Raw genomic sequence first — 24,476 nt, forward strand, 5'->3', positions numbered from 1 at the left:
TAATAATTAGCTTTATAATTATGGTTGTATATAATAGCCCAAAATTTCCCTATATATAGAAGATGAAAATGAAAGGGGGAAGTAGTTATGAAAGAACAACACACCGTGTACGAGCAATATCGCAAAGAAGTTTATCGGATCGCTTGGAGGGTTCAGTACAAAGCCAAGACTGTGAGAAAACGGGAATGTTCGTTCAATGGAGTCGAGCCGGCCGTAACCTGCTTCACCTCATCTTCTGATAACAAAATCGTTGTGAGACAGTTGATCAATGCGCTTCCTTCCGATACGGGGAAAACGATCATCTACAAACTCTTTCTACAGGACAAAACAGAGGGGGAAGTCGCCCGCGAGTTGAATATGACTCAACAAGGGGTGAACAAATGGAAACGAAAGATGATCAAAGAGTTGTCCCGGATGATGAAGAGTTCCTGAATTTGCTGCGCAAAGCAAGGGAAAATGATCCCGAATCGACGTTAAAGCTGATTGAGTTGTTTAAAGGCGACATTTTGCATACAAGCAAGTTTATCCATATGTCTGAAGAAGACGCCGTTTCCGATATCATTCTCGAGTTTCTGGAGATGATCAAGGAGCGGAAGGACTGAGGGCGCTAGGATACGGAAAAGCCTGCACTTTGCAGGCTTTTTCAACATATCAGAAAGTAGAAAAATTCCGAGGGAGGAGAAGAGGAGGAGTCTGGGGGCTAAGGTAAGGGACACCAGAGCCGTTATTTGCGAAAAAACGGAGGTTAGCAGAATGTAAACGGACACAGAAGACCTTATTTACCTCAAAACGGCCTGGATGAACGGGTTTAGAGCGAAATAGGGGCGTTAGTGTCCGTTAGCCTGGGAAATACCCGGGAAATGGGCGGATAAGGTCGCTGGTGTCCGTTAGACCCTCCTGCGCATCCAAGGTTTGGGATTGCGCGGGCAAAAGACCTCGCCAGCGGACCTCGCCAATCTCGCCAGCGGCGAGATTTTTCTAATTCACAGAAAGTTCACAAAAACACGTTGTTATTTCCGGGTTTATTTTACCTTTATAGATGGAGGTTCATTTTACGCTGCGAGGCTGGGGGGATTTTTGCTTGCGTCCGGTATTTGGCGACCGTCCTTCTGGAAATGGAGATCCCCCGTTCCTGGAGCAGATCGGCGATAAGCTGATCCGAAAGAGGTTTCGTTTTATCCTCGTCCGCGATCAACTCGCGGATGATTTGTTTGACCGCGCTGGCGGCGAGCATATCACCGGACCCCGCTTCGATTCCTCCCGCCAAAAAATATTTGAAGCTGTACACGCCCCAGGGCGTATCCAGCCATTTGTCTTTGATCGCGCGGCTGACGGTGGACGGATGCATCCCCGTGCTGCGGGCGATTTGTTCCAGCTTAAGCGGTTTGAGCTCATGGATGCCGCCTTGAAAAAAAGCCCGCTGCTTCCGTACAATCGCGGTTACCACTTTTAACAATACCGTACGGCGGTAATCCAATTGATGGGCCAGCGTCCGCGCCTCGTCGATTTGCTGCCATAACTCCCCGGAGCATGCCTCTTTTATGCTTTCGAGATAGCCGGTGTCTTCATACAGGCCGGTCTTGACCGAATTTAAGACGATGATCAGGCGGCCGCCGTCTGATGTGACGCTGGCGGCGATATCCTTTGCTGCAGGAGATGGCCCGGCGTCTCCGTACACGAATCCCGGCCGGGGCTGCAGTCTGCGGATGCAGGCCAGGCTTTCCGCTACTTTTGCAAGAGGAACTCCGGTTTCCTTGGCAATGGTTTGTAAGTCGCCCCGCGCCATTTCCTCCATATAGCGGTGGACCATCACATAGGCTAAGGAATTTTTCTGTCCTTCGCGAATCAACTGCAGTTCCAGGCACTCCTGTAATGAACGGGCGCCGATCCCGGGCGCGCCTTCCTGCTGCAGCAGCCGAAGCGCCTTGGCAAACACGGCGCGAGAAATGCCGGCCCGCTCGGCAAGGCGATCAATGTCCGGGGGCAAGTATCCTGCCTCGTCCAAATTCCCGATCTGGAATTGCAGAGCTTTTTTCACCGCAGGATCGTCCACACCGAATTTTAACTCCTCCCAGATCTCCTCTTCTCTTGTTGTTTTCGCTTTCAACTTGTAGCCCAAGAACTCGGTGGCCAAGCCCATGGTGGCTTGGCCGGATAGGCTGGCGGACATACGTCTATTTGACCGCGGCGGCAGGATTTCAATAAACGGATTGGTATACGCCTTTTCGCGGATCAGGCGTTCCAACTCGCCATCCGGCATCGCAAGCAGCCGAAACGTCTGGAGCATTTGCGGATTGACGTTCAACTGCGCGGATTGGTTTTGCTTGGTCTGGATTTGGGTACGCACGCGGATGAACTCCTTTCCAAATAACGGTGGTGATTCACGCCACGCCGGGCAGCGCGATTTTTTAATATGATACACCGCCTCCCTGCAAAAAGAAGTTAGCCTTGACTGTTTTATGCGGAGAAAAAAGTTTTTTTGGCCAAAGTTCACATTGGGTTCAAAAATGAGCGATAACGCATCGTTTGCTTTCTTTTCTTCTAAATATTTGGGATTCCATTATGAAAAGCTGGAACGCTTGCAGATCGCGGAACCATCTTCCTTGGAGCGGGTTCTGTTCTAAATGTTTGGAAATATTGGCGGCCGTCCAGTCCGGAGACATTGCCTCCGGATTTTTATTTTTTGCTGGAGCGCCGGGCCTTTTCGCCACTGGCATCGAAGTTTGGCACGGTTTTTGCTTGTTAGTTTAATTGAAACACATTTTGAGCTGCAACGAGGTGAAGGGAAAGTTGAAAGACAAAGTAATTCGGCTCGAAGAGGCGCTTTCGTTCCTGAGGAGCGGAATGACGGTCATGATGGGAGGATTCATGGGCGTCGGCGCGCCGGAGGGTTTGGTGCGGGCGATCCTGGACAGCGGGCTGGATCAATTGACGCTGATCTCCAGCGATACGGGGACGGTGGACAAAGGCTGCGGGCCGCTGATCGTCCAGCGCCGGGTGAAGAAGCTGGTCGCCTCCCATATCGGCACCAATCCGGAGACGGGCCGGCAAATGATCGCCGGCGAACTGGAAGTGGAACTGACCCCGCAAGGTACGTTCGCCGAACGGATCCGCGCGGGCGGCGCCGGCTTGGGCGGCGTGTTGACCCGCACGGGGCTCGGCACCCTGGTGGAAGAGGGCAAGCCGAAGGTGACTGTGGATGGCCGGGAATATTTGCTGGAAACCCCGCTGCACGCCGACGTGGCTCTACTGAAAGCTTACAAGGCGGACCGCGCGGGCAATTTGGTGTTCCGCAAGTCGGCGCGCAATTTTAACCCGATCATGGCTTTGGCCGCGGATCTGGTGATTGCGGAAGTTGAACAAATCGTGGAGACCGGCGAACTGGCCCCGGACAGTATTGTCACTCCAGGGATATTGGTGGACAAAATCGTGCAAGGCGGAGGTGAACGGGAATGAAAGGAAGCGAAACGGAGGCGCTGACGGCCAAACAGAAAATCGCCAAACGGGTGGCGTTGGAAATCCGCGACGGGGATGTGGTGAATCTCGGCATCGGGCTGCCCACATTGATCCCCGCTTTTTTGGACCCGCGGATCGATATCCAGATTCAATCCGAAAACGGGTTTATCGGCCTGACGGATGTGAACGAACAGACGGACAAGGATCTGGTGAACGCGGGCGGCCAGCCGACCGGCCTTCGCCCCGGAGGCAGCTATTTCGACAGCTCCATGTCGTTTGCGCTGATTCGCGGCGGTCATGTGGACGTCTCCGTGCTCGGCGGACTTGAGGTGGATGAGCAGGGCAATCTGGCCAATTGGATGGTTCCGGGAAAAATGGTGCCGGGCATGGGCGGAGCGATGGATTTGGTCACCGGCGCCAAAAAAGTCATCATCGCCATGGAGCATTGCGCCAAGGACGGCGCGGCGAAAATCGTCAAGCGCTGCACGCTGCCGCTGACGGCCGTCGGTGTGGTGTCCCTGATCGTCACCGAGCTGGCGGTGTTCCGCTTTGCGGAGCGGGGGCTGGAGCTGATCGAATTGGCGGACGGTGTAGACCTGGACACGGTAAAAGCAAAAACAACGGCGTCTTTTGCCGTTAATCTGCCGCAACTTTAAGTGCGAGCTCATAAAGTCCGGTTTTCCGGCACCGGGAAGAACAATCTCTTTAAACGAAAGGAAGGAAGCGATTTGAACGAGGTAGTCATTGTAAGCGCCGTACGTACGGCGATTGGGGCTTTTATGGGGGCGCTTGGGGAAGTTCACGCCGCGGAGCTTGGGGCCGCCGTAATCAGGGAAGCGGTAAGCCGGGCGCAGATTTCCGCGGACATGGTGGATGAAGTGTTTATGGGGAACGTGCTTCAGGCTGGCGAAAAGCAAAACCCGGCGCGGCGCGCCGCTTTGCTGGCGGGATTGCCGCAGGATGTGCCGGCGACTTCGTTGAACTTGTTGTGCGGGTCCGGGTTGAAAGCGGTTCACCTTGCTTCCCAGGCCATCTATAGCGGGGAGGCGGAGATCGTAGTGGCCGGCGGCATGGAATCGATGAGCACCGCTCCTTACGTGCTGCCCGGAGCGCGCCAAGGGTACCGGATGGGCGACCGGGCGGTGGTGGACAGCATGGTGAGCGACGGCTTGACCTGCTCCATGGGCGGCTACCACATGGGGATTACGGCGGAAAACATCGCTGCGAAGTATGGCATCAGCCGCGCAGAGCAGGATGAGTACGCCGCCCGCAGCCAGCAAAAAGCGGTTGAGGCCATCCGCAAAGGTGTGTTCGCCGAGGAGATCGTACCCGTATCCGTGCCGCAGCGCCGGGGCGAGCCTGTGATTTTTGCCACAGATGAGAGCCCGCGGGAAGGGGTTACAGTAGAGAAACTGGCAAAGCTGAAACCGGCCTTTACCGAGGCGGGCAGCGTGACGGCGGGCAACGCGTCGGGGATCAACGACGGCGCGGCCGCGCTGGTGCTGATGAGCCGGAGCAAGGCCGAGGAACTCGGCATTAAGCCGCTGGCCGTTGTCCGCGCCAACGCGAGCGCCGGCGTCGATCCGGCGATCATGGGCACCGGGCCGATCCCGGCCACCCGCAAGGCGCTGGCCAAAGCGGGCTTGACTGTAGCCGACATCGATCTGATCGAAGCCAATGAGGCGTTTGCGGCGCAGGCGCTGGCGGTGGCCCGCGAGCTGGGCTTTCCGGAGGACCGGCTGAACGTCAACGGCGGCGCCGTGGCGCTGGGTCATCCGATCGGAGCCAGCGGCGCGCGGGTGCTCGTTACGCTGCTGTACGAGATGAAGCGGCGCAGTGCCAAACGCGGCCTGGCTACGCTGTGTATCGGCGGCGGCATGGGCGTGTCCACGATCGTGGAGCTGGTATAGCGCTTGGGGCTTATTTTGCAGTACAGTCTGTATCCGGAGGTTAGAATATGCTGGCTTTGCTAGGTGTTTTGACGATTGCTCTATTTCTGTATTTAATTATGACCAAAAAGGTTTCGGTCATTGTCGCGCTGGTGATCGTACCGGTTCTGTTCGCGGTGATCGGCGGATTTTGGGATCAGCTGGGGGAGGCAACTTTAAACGGCGTGATCCAGGTGGCTCCGACGGGCATTATGCTCATGTTCGCCGTTCTCTACTTCGGGCTGATGTCCGATGCCGGTTTGTTTGACCCTATAATTAAAAAAGTGGTGTCCGCCGTCAAAGGCGATCCGCTGAAAATTATTGTCGGCACGGCGGCGGTGACGATGCTCGTGCATCTGGACGGCGACGGGACCGCGACCTTCATGATTACGATCACCGCTTTCCTGCCGATTTACAAGCGCATCGGAATCAACAAGCTGATCTTGCCTTGTGTGGTCGCTTTGGGGGCAGGGACGATGCATCTCGTTCCCTGGTCGGGGACGCAGGCGCGGGCGATGTCCGCGCTGCAAACCGATGCCAGCCAGATGTTCACCGCGATTCTTCCGTCCATGGCCGGCGGGATTATCTATGTGCTGGCGGTCGCTTTTTTCCTGGGCTTAAAGGAGCGCAAGCGGCTGGGCGTCATTGATTTCAACTACAACATGGAAGAAGAATTGACCGAGGAACAAAAGGCGATGCGCCGTCCCAAGCTGTTCTGGTTTAACGCGGTGTTTACGGTGCTGTTGATCGTCGGTCTGATGACGCATATTTTTCCGCATACGATTTTGTTTATGATTGGGTTTGCGGTCGCCCTGCTGGTCAATTATCCCAACCTGAAAGACCAGTCGGCGCGTTTGAACGCGCATGCCAAAAGCATTGTGCTCGTGACCAGCATGATTTTTGCGGCCGGGATTTTTTCCGGCATCCTGAATGGCACGGGGATGATCGCCGCGATGGCCGATTCGCTCGTCTCGCTCGTGCCCGATTCGATGGCGCGGTTCCTGCCGTTGATTCTGGCCGTCATCAGCATGCCGCTGAGTCTGGTGTTTACGCCGGACGCGTTCTATTACGGGATGCTGCCGATTTTAGCCCAAGCGGTGGCCAACTTCGGGATGGATCCGATCGAAATCGGGCGGGCCGCCATCTTCGGACAAATGACCGTCGGCTTTCCGCTTAGCCCGCTGACGGCGTCGACGTTTCTGCTCGTCGCCCTCTCCGAGGTGGACCTGGCGGAACACCAGAAGTTTACCTTCAAGTGGGCTTGGGGCACGTCGCTTGTGTTTACCGCGATAGCGCTCATCACAGGAACCATATCGATATAAAGACAAAAAAGTGGAGGACTGATAAGCAATGAAAGCAATCCGTATCGGCGCGGGAGCGGGGTATGCCGGTGACCGTCTGGAACCGGCCTTGGAGCTGATGGAAAAAGGCAACCTCGACTATATCATGTTCGAATGTCTGGCGGAGCGCACCATCGCGATCGCGCAGCAGCAGAAATTGAAGGACCCGACCAAGGGCTACAACCATTTGCTAGAGCACCGGATGGTCAAAGTGCTGCCCCATTGCAAGCAGCACAATGTGAAAGTCATTACAAATATGGGGGCGGCCAACCCGCTGTCCGCGGCGCAAAAAATCAAAGAGATCGCCGAGAACCTCGGCATTACCGGCCTTAAGATCGCCGCTGTGACCGGTGACGATATCGCGGACAAAATCGACCGATATATCGACTACCCGACCATCGAAACTGGCGAGAAGCTTGGTTCCCTGCGCTCCTCGATCGTCTCGGCCAACGCCTATATCGGGGCCGCAGGAATCGTGGAAGCGCTGGATAACGGAGCGGATATCGTTGTCACCGGCCGTGTGGCCGACCCGGCGCTGGCGATCGCCCCGCTCGTTCACGAGTTTGGCTGGAGCATGGAGGATTACGATCTGCTGGCCGCAGGAACGGTGGCCGGGCATCTGCTGGAGTGCGGAGCGCAGGTTACCGGGGGCTACTACGCCGATCCGGGCTACAAAGACGTGCCGGAGCCGTGGAACATCGGCTTTCCGATCGCCGAGGTCGACAGCGCCGGAAATATTGTGATCGAGAAGCTCCCGGATACCGGAGGCGTGGTCAATAAGGATACGATTAAAGAACAGCTGCTGTACGAAATTCACGACCCGGCCAATTATCTGACCCCTGATGTGGTGGCCGATTTTACGGAGCTGACCGTTGAAGAAATCGGCTTGAACCAGGTTAGAGTGACGGGGGCAAAGGGAAAAGCCAAGACGGGCTTTTATAAGACGAGCGTGGGATATCAGGATTGTTATATCGGCGAAGGCGAGATGAGCTACGGCGGCAGCGGGGCTTACGAACGGGCCAAGCTGGCCGGAGAAATCGTGGCCAAACGGCTGGAGCTGCTGCAGGTGCCGATCCAGGAGCTGCGCGTGGATTACATCGGAGTAAATTCATTGTACGGAAATAAAATTTCCCGTATGATTAATGCTGATTTTAACGGGCTAAGCGAAGTCCGCCTGCGGGTGGCGGGAAGAACGCTCGAACGCAAGCATGCGGCCTTGATCGGCAATGAAGTGGAGGCGCTGTACACGAACGGGCCGGCCGGAGGCGGGGGAGCCCGGGCGGGCGTCAAAGAGATCGTCTCGATTGCGTCCGTGTTGGTGCCGGCCGATGATATTGAGATTGCCGTATTTTACGAGGAGGTGTAGAGGATGAAGCTGCGTGAAATTGCCCATTCCCGGACAGGCGACAAAGGCGATATCTCCAACATTTCACTGATCGTGTACAAGGAAGCCGATTATGAAGCCGTAAAGGCACAGGTTACCGCGGAGAAGGTGCGGGAGTTTTTTAGCGATATTGTCCAGGGTGAAGTGGTACGTTATGAACTGCCGCGTTTGCATGCTTTGAACTTCGTTATGTCCAAGGCGTTGGGCGGCGGAGTGACCCGTTCGCTGGCGATCGATATGCATGGCAAAAGCCTTTCCTCGGCGTTTTTGGAGCTGGAGATCGAGCTGGATTAGAATAGTGTGCTATGCAGGTGGCCGGTAAAGAAGCATGCTGTGCCGTGCGTATGACGGCAAAAGAAGCGCGGTTTGCGCATTGATCGCGCTTCTTTCTTTTTTTAAAATAGGATGAAACCGTATTCAAGGAGGCGTTATGTGGGATAAAAAGGGACAGTTTCCGTCCGGCACGTTGGATGATTACTTTTTCGCGTTGCTCCGCTCGATTCAGGATGGGCTGCTGGTCATTGACAAGGAAGGGGTCGTTCTGTTCATCAATCCCGAATATACCCGGATCACCGGGGTGACCGAAGCGGAGATCGTCGGCAAGCCGCTGCTGTCGGTTCGCCCCAACGCACAGTTGGTGGAGGTGATGAAACAGAATAAGGTCGTGGTTGGCATACGGCGGAAGGAGCGGAATGTCGAGTACGTCGTCGATATGGCCCCGATCGTTCTGGGCGGTCGGGTGGAAGGAGCGGTATCGATCTGCAAAGGCGCCGTCGAGGTCCATGAGCTGGTGAAGAAACTGGAAAAGAACAGCAAGGAACTCAAACGGCTGCAGCAAGGCATGAACAGCTTGAGCAAAGCCAAATACAGCTTCGAGCATATCATCGGCGCGGAAGGTGACCTGAAAGCGGTGATCGCCAAGGCGAAAAAGGTGGCCCGGTCCGCGATTTCAATCGTGATTTACGGGGAGAGCGGGACCGGCAAGGAGCTGCTGGCTCAGGCGATTCACAATGAGAGCGACCGCAGCAATAAGCCGTTCGTGGCCGTCAACTGCGCCGCCATCCCCGAAGCGCTGCTGGAAAGCGAGCTGTTTGGCTATGAGGAAGGCGCTTTTACGAACGCCAAACGAGGGGGAAAACTCGGTTTGTTTGAGTTGGCGCATCAAGGCACGCTTTTTTTGGATGAAATTTCGGAGCTGCCTTACGATATTCAAGCCAAGCTGCTGCGGGTGCTGCAGGAATCGGCCATCCGCCGGGTGGGCGGCATTAGCGAGCTGGAGGTGGACGTGCGGGTGATCGCCGCGGCCAACAAGGATTTGGCCCAGATGGTGGAGAAGGGGCGGTTCCGGGAGGATCTTTTTTACCGGCTTAACGCCTTCATGCTGCAGCTGCCGCCGCTGCGCGCCAGGCACCGCGATATCGAAGCGATTGTGGATTCCATGCTGAAGCACGAGACGCGGGCCAACGGCCAGGATGCCGAAGCGTACGTCGTGGAGCCGGAGGTGATGGATATTTTCGCCCGGTATCACTGGCCCGGCAACGTTCGCCAGCTCAAAAACGTGATCGATTACGCCGTTTGCATGGCCGAGGGGAACACAATCAAGCCGCGCGACCTGCCGGATTACATCCGCCAGGAGCACGCGGAGCGGCGGCCGGCCAGTCAAGGCGGCGGAAGCTTAAAAGAAGCTGTCGAGCAAGCGGAACGCGCCGGGATCGCCCAAGTGCTAAAGCGGACGGACAATACTTTAGAAGGCCGCAAACAAGCCGCGCAAATGCTCGGCGTCTCCCTGGCCACCCTTTACAATAAAATCAAAAAATACGATCTGGAAGAAATCTCATAATCAGTTTATTGTAAGGACCGGAGGATGCCGGTCTTTTATTTTTTACATAATATTTATAAAATTTCGGGCATGGGTAGAGAGCGATGCGCAGGTAGAGAGGGGAGGAGAAGAGGAATCTGGGGGCTAAGGGACACCAGAGCCGTTATTTGCGAAAAAACGGGAGTTTGCAAAATGTAACGGACACAGAAGACCTTATTTACCTCAAATCGTCCTGGGTGAACAGGTTTAGAGCGAAATAGGGACGCCTGTGTCCGTTAGGCTGGGAAATACCCGGGAAATAGGCGGATAAGGTCCATGGTGTCCGTTAGAGCAGCATCCAAAGTAGAAGTCAGAGCCACTAAAGGACACCGGCGGGCGTTTCTCTTAATTGGTTGGGAGAGGCGTAAAATGAACAAAATATATGCTTGTGAATATTTTGGAGGAAAGTCAGGGAATTGTGCCGAATGCTTTAAACTAGGGATTATTGAAAACCTAAGGGCAGTATAAAAGAGATATGACTAAGGTGCGATTACTTCCAATCTGCATTGGACGAAAAATTTGTCGAATCGACCGTATCCTTTATACTGTAAGGGCTAAGAGCGAATTTTAAGGAGACTCTATTTACAGGACTCGCGGTTCAATGCAAAATGAATAAACAGTCTAACCTGAATATACTGATACAACAAGGTTTTCTGGCTGCAAAAAATGAGGGTTTTATCTGAGCGTAGTGGGATATAAAGTAGCAAAGGGAACTCTAAAAAGCATAGAACGTCAGTCCGTTTTATCTGAACGTAGTGAGATATAAAATACCGAATTCAATTCAAGGTTTGTCCGATATGCCAGTTTTATCTGATCTTAGTGGAACTTAAAGTCTAATTTCCTGGTTAACGGTATCCCTGAACATAAACTTATGATTTTTAAATTAGGCTGATTAAACAAAATCAGAATAGTAATTAAAGCTTTCTGTAAACTCAAAGATACAAATAAATAGACGAAGGAAGCCCCTTTGAACTTTTGGTAGATTTCAATAATCACAAAATAATGGTAAGTAGGCTATCGTGCTTAGTAGTGAGCGATTTTGAATTATAATGAATCAAATTCAATTTATAGCTACATCTCTTCCTCAAATCTCTCGAAAAAGGCCGCAGTGCTAATGTGGAGTGCCCTAGTCAATGAAATAATGGTCAACAAGGACGGGGCTTTCTCCGCATTCTCTAACTCGCTTATGTATGATCGATCAACACGGGAATACAAGCTCAATTGATCTTGCGTCATTTGATTTTCTTTTCGGAGCTTCCTTAAAACTCTTCCGAAGGTGAGGAGTTCCCTTGGTTTATTTTGATTTTCCACAGTTTTAACCCCTTATTTTGGTAGTTAATTAATAGCGTACGATTTTCTTAAAGGGATTTTCTGTAGGCTATTGCCTACAATACTTATAGAATGCTAGAATATGAATACTGGAATGATTTAAACGTACTCCTAATGGAGTGATTCAATTATGATGGATAGCCAAAATAAAAGCGACCCAATACAGTCTGGATGTGAATTATCAAGAAACTATATGAATCTGGCAGAACTGCTGTTGGAAGACCATATGTATATGCCTGAGATAATACTTGGTGAGATGGCGGTTAAGTCTTTGTTGCGGGCAATTTGCTTGAAGCAAAAAGGGACGTTGGGGTCAAATTATTTTGATCAAGATGATTTGACTGAGTTATTGGGGCAGAATATCGGGGTAAAACTCGATCAAGTACTCTTTATTTACTTGATTACTTATATAACCAGGGTGGACAATATGTCATGTTTAATCAATATCCATCGAGAATAGGCACAAAAGATCATTTTGAAAGTTAAAGATTTACTTAACGAGCTATCTCTATCATTAATTGAATAAAACCGTTCCCAAAAGGGATGAGATGTAAGGGAACATCGGGCATTACGGCACCGGGGATTTGGAGATGACATCACCCGGATGAGAAAATGTGTGTCAGACGAAAGCGTTAATTCAGCCAGGTTGAGAGCAGTTAGAGGCCCTCATCGTTCCCCAAAATAGAAAAATGGACCCGCTTACCGGACGGACAACCGGGCGGGCATTTCTTTTTTACTAGGCCAAACAATATTCAAGGCGGCGTGGCTTGCCACTTTCCTGTATTTTTCGATTACCTACTCAATATCCCCAAATACTGCACCCACGGCCCGACATCCTCCCTGTATCGGTTAGCAATAACCCTGGAAATTTGCGCAAGATGCGTTAAATCATGAACCACCCACGTCGACAGCAGCTCCCTTAGCTTCACTTCGCCAAACTCCGGATGGATGCCCGTTCGCTCCAGGTGCGAGGATGGATCGACGAGCGTCTTGATTTTTTCGATATTTTGCATCCGGAGGGCTTTGAATTCCCGCAGCCGTTGTTCAATCGGAGGATTCAATTGTTCATTCAAATGAGCGAACCGGTCAAAGGGAGGCAAAGGCTTGCTTCCACCATCGTGAAGAATCGATTCCAGCCGCGGCATCCAATTGCTCTTCTCCCCCTCGATAAGATGATCGACCACTTCCGAGACATTCCAAGTGCCTTCGCCTTCGTTGCACACTAACCAATCTTCGCTTAAGCCGGATAAAAAAGCTTCCAAAGCCACCGGCGTACGCGCCAAAATCTCGATGGCTTCCGATAGTTTGAAATGCATGATAACCACTCCTTTCCTATTGAGAGAAACAACCTTTTTACTTGTTCTTCAAACTTCTACTCAATCCTCCTATCACCGAATCCACCGGATCAAAGTTTTTTATTTTTGATTAAAAAAATGCTCCCCCTTCCTGACACGCAGTTGTCAACAACGGTGTTTTACACTGGTTCCAGAAAACAACTTTGATGGCAGGGAAGGATGGATTTTCGTGACTAAAGCAGCAAGCAATAAAATAGGAGTCGTCATTACCGGGCTCCTGTTAGCCATTTTGATGGCTTCCATGGACAATACGATCGTCGCTACCGCGATGGGGACGATCGTCGGCGAGATCGGAGGGCTCGACAAGTTTGTTTGGGCGACTTCGGCGTACATGGTTGCGGAAATGGCGGGAATGCCGATTTTCGGCAAGCTGTCGGATATGTATGGACGCAAACGGTTTTTCGTGTTTGGAATCCTCGTTTTTATGATCGCCTCGGCATTATGCGGGACCGCCGGATCTATTGTAGAGCTCAGCTTATACCGGGCGCTTCAGGGGATCGGGGCCGGCGCGATGGTATCGATCGCCTTCACGATCATGTTTGACGTCGTTCCGCCAGCGAACCGGGGCAAAATGACGGGGATGTTCGGGGCTCTGTTTGGCTTTGCGAGCATTGCGGCCCCGCTACTTGGCGGATATATTACGGAGCATCTTCATTGGGAGTGGATTTTTAACATTAACCTGCCGCTCGGTTTGATTGCATTTGTTTTGATCGCGTTCTATTACAGGGAATCGGCGAAGCACGTCAAGCAGAAAATCGATATTTTGGGCGCAATCCTGCTGGTCGGCGCTGTCGTATGTCTCATGTTTGCACTGGAGCTCGGCGGCAAGCAATATGCGTGGAACTCCCCGCAAATCTTAGGGCTGTTCACCGGATTTCTCGTATTGGCGGTACTGCTCGTTTTTGTGGAAAAAAGGGCGGCCGAACCGATCATCTCCTACCGGATGTTCCGAAGCAGGCTGTTTACGACGAGCAATCTCGTCGGCATGCTGGGAGGCGCAGCGTTTATGACTGCATCCGTGTTCATCCCGATTTATATCCAAGGGGTGCTCGGCGGGACGGCCGCCAATTCGGGGCTTGTGTTGCTGCCGATGATGGTCGGCTCGGTCGTGACGGCAACCGCAGGCGGGTATCTGGTGTCCAGATTTCCGTACCGTTCCGTGCTGGCATCGACGCTGCTGCTTCTTATCGCAGGACTTGCGCTGTTAACGACACTGCATGCGGATTCCCCGCGGATGCTGATCACGCTTTATATGACCCTTGTCGGTCTTGGCATCGGCTCAACCTTTTCGGTGCTGAGCAGCGCGGCCATTCACCCGTTCATGGCGGCGCAGCGTGGGGCGGCAACCTCGACGCTGAACTTTAACCGTTCGCTCGGAATGACGCTGGGCATTACGATTTTCGGGATCTTGCAAAGCCATGCGCTGACCGCCAAGCTGACCGAAGCTTTAGGGGGCAGCGGAGCGGGAGCCGCCGGAGAAGGGATCGATTTCGGCGATCCTTACGTATTGCTCAATCCGGAGCTGCGCCAATCGCTGGATCCGGCCACCCTTGGTGCAATCACGGAAGGTTTGGCTTCGTCGATCGCGGGAACCTTCGCCTGGAGCCTGATCCCGGCTGTGCTGGCGCTTGTTTCGGCGCTGTTCATGACAAAGGAAAAACTGGAACTGCCGCAGCAGGCGGACGGGGCTCAAGCTCAACAAGACGGTTATGTTCCCTCCCATTAACTCGCTTTTGTAGGGCAGCCGGTATCGTTTATGATGATAGAAAGCAACGGATTTAGGAAGGGGGAGCACGATGAAGCTGGAACGTCTCATGGCGATCACCATGATTTTATTGAACCGCAAAAGGGTGCAGGCCCAGGAACTCGCCGACAAGCTGGAGGTGTCGCTACGGACGATTTACCGCGATTTGGAGTCGCTTAGCCTAGCGGGAATCCCTTTAGTCTCGTATACCGGGACGGACGGCGGTTATGAAATTATGGAAGGTTATCGCCTGGATCGGCAGATGCTGACGTTTGATGAGCTGACTGCTTTGGTGACCGCACTTCGCGGTCTTCAGTCAACACAGGCGCTGGAAGCCTCCAATATCGACCGTCTTCTGGAAAAGGTCGGAACCCTGGTGAGCCAAGCCGAGCAGGAGCGGCTCTCCGGCGGTCATCAGCTCCAGATCGATTTTGCCCCGTGGAAAAACAGCGACTCGGAGCGCAAAAAATATGAGTCTCTGCAGCAGGCCGTCAAAGGGCTGAAACGGATCCGGTTTCATTACCTGAATGCGAAGGGTGAGGACACGAAACGCTGCATAGAGCCAACGGGCCTTGCGCTGAAAGGATACGTTTGGTATTTGCACGGGTATTGCTTGTCCCGTAAGGCCTTTCGGACGTTCAGACTGTCCCGGATTAGAGAACTCCAGGTGCTGGAGGAATCCTTTACCCGCCGTGATTTGACGGAAGATCAGAGCCCGCGCCGGGAATGGAAGAGGGACGCGAACTGTCCGAAGATCGATCTGGTTCTCCAAATTTCCGGGGATGCCAAGGTGCATGCTGCGGATCGTTTTGAGGACCACGAAATCGAGCGGCAGGCCGATGGGACCTTTCTGATCCGCACTTCGCTGCCGGAGTCCAAGTGGCTGACGAATTTTTTGCTGCAATTCGGGACGGATTTGCTTATTCTGGAGCCTCCCTACATGGCGGCAAAGCTTCAAGAGGCAGCGCTGAAGATCGTGGCTTTGTATGACGGCAGCCATACGAGCGTAAGAAAAGCTGAATAGGAAGTGCCGCGAAGGAGCAGGCAGCTTAATAAAAAAGCGTTCAAAGGAGGATTTTTCTATGAAATTGACAGGTCAAGCGGCGATCGTAACGGGCGGGGCCCGGGGGATAGGCCGGGCAACTGCTTTAATGTTGGCGGAACGCGGAGCGAAGGTCGTCGTCAACTATCTATCGAACGCTGAAGCGGCGGAAGCGGTGGTGTGCGAGATTCGGGCAAAAGACGGGGAAGCGATCGCCGTTCAGGCAGACGTACGCGAGGGAGACCAGGTTCAGCAGCTCGTTTCTCAAGCCAAGGCGGCGTTTGGCCGGGTCGATATTTTGGTATGCAACGCCAACATGAGCTTTCCTTTTAAGCCTTTTGCCGAAATGTGTTGGGAGGAGTTCTCGCAAAAGCTGAATGATGAACTGAAAGCGGCTTTCGTCACCACGCAAGCGGTGATTCCGGCGATGGTCGAGCAGCGTTTCGGGAAAATCATCTACGTATCCAGCACCCTGGGTAAAGATCCTTCGCCGAACATGATTGCCCATGGCACCGCCAAAGGCGGATTGGATACGTTCGCCGTATATATTGCGCAGGAGTTCGGTTCTTACGGAATCACCGCCAACGTCGTCGCTCCCGGCTTGGTGCAGACCGATGCCACGGCGTTCATGCCGGACAAGGAAAAAGAAATGATCAGCCGCTTCACCCCGCTTGGCCGGGTTGCGGAACCTGATGACGTAGCCGGTGTTATCTCTTTTCTGGCTGGCCCCGATGCCGGGTTCGTAACGGGAACGTATACGCCTGTAACGGGCGGGTTGGTGATGGAGTAGTTCAATATCCCCAAATACTCTACCCAAGGCGAATAAAAACCAGTAATTAGAAAAAAATGAAATGATACTAATTACCTAAGCATTTTTGGTTGTAAATTGGCCCATTGGATTTCCCTATAGGTAGAAGATGAATGAAAGGGGGAAGTAGTTATGAAAGAACAGCCAACCGTGTACGAGCAATATCGGAAAGAAGTTTATCGGATCGCTTGGAGGATTCAGTACAAAGCCAAATTGGTAAGAAAGCGGGAATGTTCGTTCAACGGATTCGAACCGTCGGAAACTTGCTTCACCTCGTCTTCTGATGACAAAATCGTTGTGAAACAGTTGATTAACGCGCTTCCCTCCGATACGGGGAAAAAGATCATCTACAAAATATATCTGCAGGACAAGACAGAAGGGGAAGTTGCCCGCGAGCTGAATATGACGCAACAAGGAGTGAACAAATGGAAGCGGAAGATGATCAAGGAGATGTCCCGGATGATGAAAAGTTCCTGAAGCGTACGCTCTGCCAAAAGCCGGCACTATTGCCGGCTTTTTTTCGCCAAAGGGGATGGGGGCAAAAAAATTCAAAAAAGCGGTTGTTATTTTTGCTCCCGTTTTACCCTTATAAGTGAGCGGGGCGGTAATGCTTTAACAGCTGAAAGCGCCAGTACGCATATTACTACGTGCGTCGAGGCAGTTGACAAAGCAAACATTTGTAACTATACTGGTTACAACGGTGGTGATACTCTTTGAAGCAGATCAGTACGCGCTTTTCGATTGCCGTGCACACCCTTTCCCTGATTGCGGTTACTCCGGATTGCACCGGGGATTTTATCGCGGGCAGCGTGAACACGAATCCCGTGATCATCCGAAGAATTATGGGGATGCTAAAAAAAGCGGGGTTGGTGGATGTGCGGCCAGGGGTGGGAGGAGCCGTCTTGCTCAAGGAACCGGACCGGATCTCGCTCCTGGATGTTTATCGGGCCGTGAATGTGGCGGAGGAGAACCAACTGTTCCGTATTCACAAAAATTCCAATATTGCTTGTCCGGTGGGACGGAATATCGAAAACGTCCTCCAAGCGGAATTGAAAGACGCTCAATTGGCGATGGAACATAGGCTGGCACAAACGACATTAAGTCAGCTCATCGAAAAGTTTCAATAAAAGCTCACATAAGAGCTTTTATTTATACATCAGTTGTAACCAAATGCGTTATAACTAGACTAACTACAACATTTATAATGGAGGAAAAGCCGATGAAAATTTTAGTGACTGGCGCAACAGGAAAACTGGGTACGAAAGTGGTTGAAACGCTGCTTAAGTCCGTACCGGCCGGCGATCTGGCTGTGAGCGTGCGAAACCCGGAGAAAGCGGAAGGACTTAAGGCGCGGGGCGTAGAGGTGCGGCAAGGCGATTTTGACCATCCGGAAACGTTGGAAACGGCTTTTAAAGGTGTTGACCGCTTGCTGCTCATCTCTGCGGATGGCGATAACGAAACGAGAATCCGGCAGCACCAAAATGCCGTAACGGCTGCTGAGCGTGCCGGAGTCAAATTTATAGCTTACACGAGCATCGCCAATGCCCAGGAAAGCAAAAACATGCTGGCACCGACGCATAAGGCTACCGAAGAGGCAATTTTGAAAACGGGAATTCCTTACTCTTTCCTGCGCAACAACTGGTACCTGGAAAATGAAACTTCGAGCATTCAGGCCGTTTTGTCGGGAGCCCCTTGGGTGACTTCGGCAGGAAACGGCAAGGTGGGCTGGGCGCTTCAACAAGAATACGCGGAAGCGGCGGCAGCGGTATTGACGGGAGACGGACACGAAAATACGGCCTACGAGCTCTCCGGCAAGCTGTTGACGCAGGAAGAGCTGGCTTCCGCACTTGGGACCGTATTGGGTAAGGACGTGCAAGTGCAGCAAGTGGACGACGCCGCTTATGCGGAGATCATGAAAGCCGCCGGCGTCCCGGATTTCGTCAATCCGATGCTGGTAGGGATTCAGCAAGGCATTCGCGAAGGCACTTTGGAAGTCGAAAGCAATGATTTTGAAAAAGTGCTCGGCCGCCCGCTTACGCCTACCAAAGAAGCTCTTAGCCAACTAGTGAAGGGAATTTCCTAAAGCGCGCAAGCCAAACTCCAAAAGCCGACCTCTCCGAACAAACGAGAGGCCGGTTTTTTTTGCATTTCTGGAAAAAAGAATTAAAACCGTTTTGTACCTGGCTTTGCTGCATTGGGAGCTTTATGATGAGAAAGGGCAAGAAAGTGGAATGCCAACCCTAAGCATTATTGAAACCCCAACACAATGAATCACTGATGAATGGAGATGAAATGAATGAACATCAACAACCTGGATATTGCCAAACAACATATCCGCGATCTTCAGATGGAGATTGAGAGGTACAGGGTAGGCGAACAGATGCGGCGGCTGGCCAAAGAGCAGGCCAAGTCAATGCGGAATGAGGCTTCGCGCGAAAAGAAACGCGGGTCCTTGCTCACGCCGATCCTAATGAAGATGAGAAGACTGCTGTAACCGAAAGGTCACGCACCGCGCTTCTCACCCTCATTCAAGGACGGCGTTTTTTATTTCGTTCGCGACGAACGGTACAACTCCGAAATGATCCGCAGCGCTTTGATCCCTTCCGCCTCATCAATCCAAAACTTGCGTCCATCCCGGACATGATTCGTAGAAATCGGCAATGAGCAGCTCATAGGCATTAGTAGTGTAAAAGTTAGCCAAAACCCGTTTAAAAGGCGGTACCGACATGCGTGGTGTCTTCGACCTCGATCGCATCAGCGAGGACACCTGCCTCTATCTATTGTCGCTCAAAGGCAATGTCGAAAATGAAGGAATTTTTTTGAAGTAGGTCGAATTTACCAGAAAGGGATTAATTTCATGGGGAGAATTGAATCAAAAACATAGAACCAAAGGGGAATGACAATCGATGCAAAGTCGTTGCGATTTCATCATCCAACAGCGTTTTCCGCACTTGGCGCAATTAACATCCAGGGATGATATTAAGCTTGTTCCTGCTGGAAGCGGGGGCAACAATCTAATGGTAGTTCAAAATGGTGCAGAAAATTTTATTTATGAACAAGCTGATTCTGGAACTCAAATCGCGGCTTGGGTTGCCCAATTTGAACATGTGATGAAGGAATCGCATGTTATTTTTTTCGGCATCGGCCTTGGGTATCATATTAAGGCTTTTCAACGTATACATCCCGAAATTCCTTTTTCCATTTTCGAACCCAACGCGGGAATTATGTCGGCTTTCTTAGAGCAAAGTACTTCCAATGAGTGTGAGATTTTGTCTTCTGCCGATCAAATTATGTTAGGAGATCCTTTAGCAAAAACGGTGTCTATGCTAGCGGAACTTATCGACCGGGTCTCCAGAATCATGGTGGCCATTTGGCCTGGTTATGCGAGGATATTCCCGGATGAGCTCAAGCAATTTAATGACACCCTCCGCCAATTAGTGAACTATAAGCAACAGAGAATGAAAGTGAATCAAATCTATGAAAAAGAATGGGCATTAAATAGCATACATAACCTACCGTTTGTATTAAATACTCCTAATTTTCTGCAAAAAGGAGAACCATCCATTGAAGGAAAACCAGTTGTTATTGTGTCGGCCGGACCTTCGCTTAATGATGAAATAGAGCATCTGCGAACGATAAAAGAGAAGGGGCTTGCCTATATTTTTTCAGTAGGATCGGCAATCAATGCCTTAATAGAACACGGAATATACCCACACGGCACTTTTAGCTACGATCCGAATCCCTATAACTTGAACGTTATCAGAAAAATAATTGATGAACAGATCGATACGATTCCGCTTATTTTTGGAAGTACGGTTGGCAGAAATACCCTCGATACTTATCCAGGTCCTCGAATGCACGTCATTATATCCCAGGATGAGGTATCGACCCGATTGCTTCGCAGAGAATCGGGCGAAGCGCCTTCAATTATCAATGATGCTCCATCTGTTGCCGTGATTGCCTTACAATGTATGGTTCGGATGAGAGCAAGTACGATTATCCTGGTAGGACAAAATCTGGCTTACCGCAGCCAGAAATACTATGCTTCCGGGGTAACGAATTCAACGGGAGTTCCCTATGGGGAAGGGATGATTCAGATTGAAGGCGTGAATGGGGAGAAGGTGGTAAGCAATCCTTCCTTTATCAAAATGAAAAAGGAGATGGAGTTCTACATCCGTTCTAGTTCGGGGGTTGAGTTTATCAACACGACCCGGGAGGGCGCACGGATTGAAGGGACGAATTTTGCGTTTCTGGACGAGGTGATCAGGCAGAGGCTTCATGAAAAAATCGTCGACACGGGATGGTTGTTTGACAAGGACTCTTCCGGTTACGATATCTCCTTTTTTAGGAGGAACATACATAAACTACAGCAGGATGGGGAGCTGTTCCGGAGGATTTTTGAGCAACTGCAGCAAAAACTGATGGAACTTGCCTATTTGGTCAAATCCGGTTCAGAAGAGAAGGCAGGTACGGCTTTAGCCCGTTTTGACGATTTATTTGCCGATATGATCAGCAATCCGTATTTCAAATTATACATATTACCGAGAAACCGGATGGGGTACGAGTTTTTATACAGCAAAATGAACTCTATTAAAAATGACCGCCAAACATTAAGCAAAGCTCATAAGGTTGTTTTGCATTTCGGAGATTTTGTGTGGAGCTGCCAGCAGGATTATGCAAGTTCCAAAGATATCATAGATCGCTTTCATATTACTAACATGGGTTAGGAGACATGACTATGGCCAGAAAAAAAAGAAAGCTGGAAAAAGTTGATCATATATTAAAAGTTACTTTATTAACCTCACAAGTCATAAACCTGACGAATCCGTTTTATGCGAATGCGAATGGGTTGACGGAACAAGACCCAATCCATTACGCCGACCCGGACAATGCCGTAACCGTTACGGATTCAACGTATGATGTTGGACCGCAAACCTTTTATATAATGGCCGACGATCCGTTGGAACTATTGCAAATGCTTCCCTATGGCAGTGGAGTTTCGTTGACTCCCTTGCTTAGTTTGCTATTTGATCAGGAACCAAGTCTCGGAACCGGAGAAATCGCGGTGTACCGGGAGTCGGACAACCAGATGGTAGACCGGCTGAGCGGAGGGAATGTGCGGTTAAGCGGGAATATGGCGATCATTAGCCTGAACTCTCCGCTGGCGGACGACACGAGGTATTACGTGGAAGTCACCTCCGGGATGTTCCTGGACGGGGCAGGCCAAGGGTTTGGCGGCATCCGCGGCCCCTGGACGTGGAACTTCCGGACGATGGACCAAACCACGCCGCAGCTAGTGGACAAGAGCCCACAAGGCAGCGGAGCGAGCTTAACCCCTTGGCTGAACATGACGTTTAGCGAACCGGTACAGTGGGGAACTGGGGACGTAATCATCCATGAAGCGGTGGACGGTAGCGTAGCGGGACAAGCCCGCGTGTCGGGCGGCACGGTGACCAATGGCTACGGGCATTTAAACGGAAATGAAGCCGGGTTATACCTATACAACTTGGGGCTGGAAAGCGGGACGTCATACTACGTGGAGGTCGCACCGGGAACGCTGGTGGACCGGAGCGGGAACCCGTTTGCGGGAGTCCTAGGTTCGAGCGAGTGGACGTTTACGACGCGGGACGAGGCGCCGTACTATACGGACCTGTGGCCGCAAAGCGGTGGCTCGGCATTGCAGCCGCAGCTTACGATTCGCTTCAGCGAAACGATTCATCTTGGAACCGGAGAAATCGCGGTGTACCGGCAGGCGGACAACCAGATGGTGGACCGTCTGAGCGGAGGGAACGTGCGGTTGAGCGGGAATATGGCGATTATTAGCCTGAACTCTCCGCTGGTAGACGACACGTCGTATTACGTGGAAATCACCTCCGGAATGTTCCTGGATGGAGCGGGGCAAGGGTTTGGCGGCATTCGCGGCCCCTGGACGTGGAACTTCCGGACGATGGACCAAACCGCGCCTCAGTTGGTGAGCAAGAGTCCGGAAGGCAGCGGAGCAAGCCTAAGCCCGTGGCTGAACATGACGTTTAGCGAGCCGGTGGAGTGGGGAACCGGGGACGTAATCCTCCATGAAGCGGTGGACGGTAGCGTAGCGGGACAAGCCCATGTATCGGGCGGCACCTTAACCGATGGCTATGGGCATTTAAACGGAAATGAAGCCGAGTTATACTTATACAACTTGGGGCTGGAAAGCGGGACGTCATACTACGTGGAGGTCACACCGGGAACGCTGGTGGACCGGAGCGGGAACCCGTTTGCGGGAGTTCTTGGCGTAGGAGAGTGGTCGTTTACAACGTTAGATCAAGCACCGTACTATACGGACCTGTGGCCGCAAAGCGGGGGCTCGGCATTGCAGCCGCAGCTTACGATTCGCTTCAGCGAAACGATTCATCTCGGAACCGGAGAAATCGCGGTGTACCGGCAGTCGGACAACCAGATGGTAGACCGGCTGAGCGGAGGGAACGTACGGTTAAGCGGGAATATGGCGATCATTAGCCTGAACTCTCCGCTAACAGACGACACGAGGTATTACGTAGAAGTTACCTCCGGGATGTTCCTGGATGGAGCAGGCCAAGGGTTTGGCGGCATCCGCGGCCCCTGGACGTGGAACTTCCGGACGATGGACCAAACCGCGCCGCAGCTAGTGGACAAGAGCCCACAAGGCAGCGGAGCGAGCTTAACCCCTTGGCTGAACATGACGTTTAGCGAACCGGTACAGTGGGGAACCGGGGACGTAATCATCCATGAAGCGGTGGACGGTAGCGTAGCGGGACAAGCCCGCGTGTCGGGCGGTACAGTGACCAATGGCGGGCATGGCTATTTGAACGGAAACGAAGCCGAGTTATACCTGTACAACTGGGGTCTGGAAAGCGGGGTGTCATACTACGTGGAGGTCACGCCGGGGACGCTAGTGGACCGGAGCGGAAATCCGTTTGCGGGAGTCCTAGGTTCGAGCGAGTGGACGTTCACGACGCGGGACGAGGCGCCGTATTATACGGACTTGTGGCCGCAAAGCGGTGGCTCGGAATTGCAGCCGGAGCTTACGATTCGCTTCAGCGAAACGATTCATCTTGGAACCGGAGAAATCGCGGTGTACCGGCAGTCGGACAACCAGATGGTGGACCGTCTGAGCGGAGGGAATGTGCGGTTAAGCGGGAATATGGCGATCATTAGCCTGAACTCTCCGCTGGCGGACGACACGAGGTATTACGTGGAAGTCACCTCCGGGATGTTCCTGGACGGGGCAGGCCAAGGGTTTGGCGGCATTCGCGGCCCCTGGGCGTGGAACTTCCGAACGATGGACCAAACCGCGCCGCAACTGATGGACAAAAGTCCACAAGGCAGCGGAGCAAGCCTAAGCCCGTGGCTGAACATGACGTTTAGTGAACCGGTACAGTGGGGAACCGGGGAAGTAATCATCCATGAGGCAGCAGACGGCAGCGTAGCGGGACAAGTCCGTGTTTCGGGCGGTACGGTGACCGATGGCGGCAATGGCTATTTGAACAGAAACGAAGCCGAGTTGCACCTGTACAACTGGATGGAAAGCGGGACATCGTATTACGTGGAAGTCACGCCGGGAACGCTGGTGGACCGGAGCGGGAACCCGTTTGCGGGAGTTCTTGGCGTAGGAGAGTGGTCGTTTACAACGTTAGATCAAGCACCGTACTATACGGACCTGTGGCCGCAAAGCGGGGGCTCGGCATTGCAGCCAGAGCTCACGATTCGCTTTAGCGAAACGATTCATCTCGGAACCGGAGAAATCGCGGTGTACCGGGAGTCGGACAACCAGATGGTAGACCGGCTGAGCGGAGGGAACGTGCGGTTGAGCGGGAATATGGCGATTATTAGCCTGAACTCTCCGCTGGTAGACGACACGTCGTATTACGTGGAAATCACCTCCGGAATGTTCCTGGATGGAGCGGGGCAAGGGTTTGGCGGCATTCGCGGCCCCTGGACGTGGAGCTTCCGGACGATGGACCAAACGGCGCCGCAGCTGGTGGACAAGAGTCCGGAAGGCAGCGGAGCGAGCTTAACCCCTTGGCTGAACATGACGTTTAGCGAGCCGGTACAGTGGGGAACCGGGGACGTAATCATCCATGAGGCAGCGGACGGTAGCGTAGCGGGACAAGCCCGCGTGTCGGGCGGTACAGTGACCAATGGCGGGCATGGCTATTTGAACGGAAACGAAGCCGAGTTATACCTGTACAACTGGGGTCTGGAAAGCGGGGT

23 protein-coding genes are annotated in these 24,476 nt (G+C 52.5%); 19 read left to right on the forward strand and 4 right to left on the reverse strand.

Annotated elements, in window-relative coordinates; translation table 11 throughout:
* Positions 1 to 87 precede the first annotated feature (87 nt).
* Positions 88 to 432: a sigma-70 family RNA polymerase sigma factor gene (locus ACLD72_RS16410; protein WP_128631912.1), complete on the forward strand. Its 345-nt coding sequence runs from the start codon at positions 88 to 90 to the stop codon at positions 430 to 432.
* Positions 381 to 602: a hypothetical protein gene (locus ACLD72_RS16415; protein WP_251590719.1), complete on the forward strand. Its 222-nt coding sequence runs from the start codon at positions 381 to 383 to the stop codon at positions 600 to 602. The genes ACLD72_RS16410 and ACLD72_RS16415 overlap by 52 nt, the downstream gene beginning before the upstream one ends.
* A 431-nt stretch (positions 603 to 1,033) precedes the next feature.
* Here the strand turns inward: ACLD72_RS16415 and rpoN are convergent, their stop codons facing one another.
* A complete protein-coding gene (gene rpoN, locus ACLD72_RS16420; RefSeq protein WP_410996891.1) occupies positions 1,034 to 2,347 on the reverse strand; it encodes an RNA polymerase factor sigma-54 in 1,314 nt (437 codons plus the stop codon).
* Positions 2,348 to 2,790: 443 nt separating this feature from the next.
* On the opposite strand from rpoN, the gene atoD reads away from it, so the two are divergent.
* The 7 genes from atoD to ACLD72_RS16455 all read left to right on the forward strand — a co-directional run bounded on the left by atoD (position 2,791) and on the right by ACLD72_RS16455 (position 9,948).
* Positions 2,791 to 3,456, forward strand: a complete 666-nt coding sequence (atoD, locus tag ACLD72_RS16425; RefSeq protein ID WP_410996893.1) for an acetate CoA-transferase subunit alpha — start codon at positions 2,791 to 2,793, stop codon at positions 3,454 to 3,456.
* Positions 3,453 to 4,112: a 3-oxoacid CoA-transferase subunit B gene (locus tag ACLD72_RS16430; RefSeq protein WP_410996895.1), complete on the forward strand. Its 660-nt coding sequence runs from the start codon at positions 3,453 to 3,455 to the stop codon at positions 4,110 to 4,112. Before atoD ends, ACLD72_RS16430 begins: the two co-directional genes overlap by 4 nt.
* Before the next feature lie 72 nt (positions 4,113 to 4,184).
* Positions 4,185 to 5,366 (forward strand): acetyl-CoA C-acetyltransferase, encoded by a 1,182-nt coding sequence (locus tag ACLD72_RS16435; RefSeq protein ID WP_410996896.1) that lies wholly within the window; start codon positions 4,185 to 4,187, stop codon positions 5,364 to 5,366.
* A 47-nt stretch (positions 5,367 to 5,413) separates the two neighbouring features.
* Complete coding sequence (locus ACLD72_RS16440) at positions 5,414 to 6,706, forward strand: CitMHS family transporter (protein ID WP_410996898.1); 1,293 nt, start codon at positions 5,414 to 5,416, stop codon at positions 6,704 to 6,706.
* A 28-nt stretch (positions 6,707 to 6,734) separates the two neighbouring features.
* The gene (locus tag ACLD72_RS16445; protein ID WP_410996900.1) at positions 6,735 to 8,090 is read left to right on the forward strand and encodes an acyclic terpene utilization AtuA family protein; all 1,356 of its coding nucleotides are present in this window, start codon (positions 6,735 to 6,737) and stop codon (positions 8,088 to 8,090) included.
* Positions 8,091 to 8,093: 3 nt separating this feature from the next.
* Positions 8,094 to 8,402 (forward strand): AtuA-related protein, encoded by a 309-nt coding sequence (locus ACLD72_RS16450; RefSeq protein WP_213510099.1) that lies wholly within the window; start codon positions 8,094 to 8,096, stop codon positions 8,400 to 8,402.
* A gap of 136 nt (positions 8,403 to 8,538) precedes the next feature.
* Positions 8,539 to 9,948, forward strand: a complete 1,410-nt coding sequence (locus ACLD72_RS16455) for a sigma-54 interaction domain-containing protein (RefSeq protein WP_458475984.1) — start codon at positions 8,539 to 8,541, stop codon at positions 9,946 to 9,948.
* A gap of 1,089 nt (positions 9,949 to 11,037) precedes the next feature.
* Here the strand turns inward: ACLD72_RS16455 and ACLD72_RS16460 are convergent.
* Positions 11,038 to 11,277 carry a helix-turn-helix domain-containing protein gene (locus ACLD72_RS16460; protein WP_410996902.1) on the reverse strand — a complete coding sequence of 80 codons (240 nt, stop codon included), beginning with the start codon at positions 11,275 to 11,277 and terminating at the stop codon, positions 11,038 to 11,040.
* Positions 11,278 to 11,425: 148 nt separating this feature from the next.
* On the opposite strand from ACLD72_RS16460, the gene ACLD72_RS16465 reads away from it, so the two are divergent.
* Positions 11,426 to 11,755, forward strand: coding sequence for a hypothetical protein (locus ACLD72_RS16465; RefSeq protein WP_410996904.1), 330 nt, complete (start codon positions 11,426 to 11,428; stop codon positions 11,753 to 11,755).
* Between the two features lie 331 nt (positions 11,756 to 12,086).
* On the opposite strand, the gene ACLD72_RS16470 is transcribed toward ACLD72_RS16465, so the two are convergent.
* Positions 12,087 to 12,611, reverse strand: a complete 525-nt coding sequence (locus ACLD72_RS16470) for a DinB family protein (protein WP_410996906.1) — start codon at positions 12,609 to 12,611, stop codon at positions 12,087 to 12,089.
* 208 nt (positions 12,612 to 12,819) lie between these two features.
* Between ACLD72_RS16470 and ACLD72_RS16475 the strand changes: the two genes are divergently transcribed.
* The 7 genes from ACLD72_RS16475 (at position 12,820) to ACLD72_RS16505 (ending at position 18,738) form a co-directional block, all read left to right on the forward strand.
* Positions 12,820 to 14,376, forward strand: a complete 1,557-nt coding sequence (locus ACLD72_RS16475; RefSeq protein WP_410996908.1) for an MDR family MFS transporter — start codon at positions 12,820 to 12,822, stop codon at positions 14,374 to 14,376.
* 70 nt (positions 14,377 to 14,446) lie between these two features.
* On the forward strand, positions 14,447 to 15,418 hold the full coding sequence (locus ACLD72_RS16480) for a helix-turn-helix transcriptional regulator (RefSeq protein ID WP_458475988.1): 972 nt from the start codon (positions 14,447 to 14,449) through the stop codon (positions 15,416 to 15,418).
* A 58-nt stretch (positions 15,419 to 15,476) separates the two neighbouring features.
* Positions 15,477 to 16,226 carry an SDR family oxidoreductase gene (locus ACLD72_RS16485; protein ID WP_410996910.1) on the forward strand — a complete coding sequence of 250 codons (750 nt, stop codon included), beginning with the start codon at positions 15,477 to 15,479 and terminating at the stop codon, positions 16,224 to 16,226.
* Positions 16,227 to 16,376: 150 nt separating this feature from the next.
* The gene (locus tag ACLD72_RS16490; protein ID WP_251590705.1) at positions 16,377 to 16,721 is read left to right on the forward strand and encodes a sigma-70 family RNA polymerase sigma factor; all 345 of its coding nucleotides are present in this window, start codon (positions 16,377 to 16,379) and stop codon (positions 16,719 to 16,721) included.
* A 236-nt stretch (positions 16,722 to 16,957) separates the two neighbouring features.
* Positions 16,958 to 17,371 (forward strand): Rrf2 family transcriptional regulator, encoded by a 414-nt coding sequence (locus ACLD72_RS16495; RefSeq protein ID WP_410996912.1) that lies wholly within the window; start codon positions 16,958 to 16,960, stop codon positions 17,369 to 17,371.
* Between the two features lie 92 nt (positions 17,372 to 17,463).
* Positions 17,464 to 18,327: an SDR family oxidoreductase gene (locus tag ACLD72_RS16500; RefSeq protein WP_410996914.1), complete on the forward strand. Its 864-nt coding sequence runs from the start codon at positions 17,464 to 17,466 to the stop codon at positions 18,325 to 18,327.
* Positions 18,328 to 18,540: 213 nt separating this feature from the next.
* Positions 18,541 to 18,738 carry a hypothetical protein gene (locus tag ACLD72_RS16505; RefSeq protein WP_251590700.1) on the forward strand — a complete coding sequence of 66 codons (198 nt, stop codon included), beginning with the start codon at positions 18,541 to 18,543 and terminating at the stop codon, positions 18,736 to 18,738.
* Between the two features lie 50 nt (positions 18,739 to 18,788).
* Here ACLD72_RS16505 and ACLD72_RS16510 read toward each other — a convergent pair whose 3' ends face one another.
* Entirely contained in the window at positions 18,789 to 18,917 is a 129-nt protein-coding gene (locus ACLD72_RS16510; RefSeq protein WP_458475991.1) for a hypothetical protein, read from the reverse strand.
* 233 nt (positions 18,918 to 19,150) lie between these two features.
* On the opposite strand from ACLD72_RS16510, the gene ACLD72_RS16515 reads away from it, so the two are divergent.
* Both ACLD72_RS16515 and ACLD72_RS16520 read left to right on the forward strand, forming a co-directional pair.
* Positions 19,151 to 20,971, forward strand: coding sequence for a motility associated factor glycosyltransferase family protein (locus tag ACLD72_RS16515; RefSeq protein ID WP_410996916.1), 1,821 nt, complete (start codon positions 19,151 to 19,153; stop codon positions 20,969 to 20,971).
* Between the two features lie 11 nt (positions 20,972 to 20,982).
* Positions 20,983 to 24,476: Ig-like domain-containing protein (locus ACLD72_RS16520; RefSeq protein WP_458475994.1), on the forward strand; the 3,494-nt coding region annotated here is incomplete at its 3' end.

Source organism: Paenibacillus lacisediminis (genome assembly GCF_046567315.2).

Coding starts and splice junctions, on each gene's coding strand:
- ACLD72_RS16410 (WP_128631912.1), top strand. CDS start 88: ATGAAAGAACAACACACCGTGTACGAGCAATATCGCAAAGAAGTTTAT.
- ACLD72_RS16415 (WP_251590719.1), top strand. CDS start 381: ATGGAAACGAAAGATGATCAAAGAGTTGTCCCGGATGATGAAGAGTTC.
- ACLD72_RS16430 (WP_410996895.1), top strand. CDS start 3,453: ATGAAAGGAAGCGAAACGGAGGCGCTGACGGCCAAACAGAAAATCGCC.
- ACLD72_RS16440 (WP_410996898.1), top strand. CDS start 5,414: ATGCTGGCTTTGCTAGGTGTTTTGACGATTGCTCTATTTCTGTATTTA.
- ACLD72_RS16445 (WP_410996900.1), top strand. CDS start 6,735: ATGAAAGCAATCCGTATCGGCGCGGGAGCGGGGTATGCCGGTGACCGT.
- ACLD72_RS16450 (WP_213510099.1), top strand. CDS start 8,094: ATGAAGCTGCGTGAAATTGCCCATTCCCGGACAGGCGACAAAGGCGAT.
- ACLD72_RS16455 (WP_458475984.1), top strand. CDS start 8,539: ATGTGGGATAAAAAGGGACAGTTTCCGTCCGGCACGTTGGATGATTAC.
- ACLD72_RS16465 (WP_410996904.1), top strand. CDS start 11,426: ATGATGGATAGCCAAAATAAAAGCGACCCAATACAGTCTGGATGTGAA.
- ACLD72_RS16470 (WP_410996906.1), bottom strand. CDS start 12,611: ATGCATTTCAAACTATCGGAAGCCATCGAGATTTTGGCGCGTACGCCG.
- ACLD72_RS16480 (WP_458475988.1), top strand. CDS start 14,447: ATGAAGCTGGAACGTCTCATGGCGATCACCATGATTTTATTGAACCGC.
- ACLD72_RS16485 (WP_410996910.1), top strand. CDS start 15,477: ATGAAATTGACAGGTCAAGCGGCGATCGTAACGGGCGGGGCCCGGGGG.
- ACLD72_RS16490 (WP_251590705.1), top strand. CDS start 16,377: ATGAAAGAACAGCCAACCGTGTACGAGCAATATCGGAAAGAAGTTTAT.
- ACLD72_RS16500 (WP_410996914.1), top strand. CDS start 17,464: ATGAAAATTTTAGTGACTGGCGCAACAGGAAAACTGGGTACGAAAGTG.
- ACLD72_RS16505 (WP_251590700.1), top strand. CDS start 18,541: ATGAACATCAACAACCTGGATATTGCCAAACAACATATCCGCGATCTT.
- ACLD72_RS16510 (WP_458475991.1), bottom strand. CDS start 18,917: ATGAGCTGCTCATTGCCGATTTCTACGAATCATGTCCGGGATGGACGC.
- ACLD72_RS16515 (WP_410996916.1), top strand. CDS start 19,151: ATGCAAAGTCGTTGCGATTTCATCATCCAACAGCGTTTTCCGCACTTG.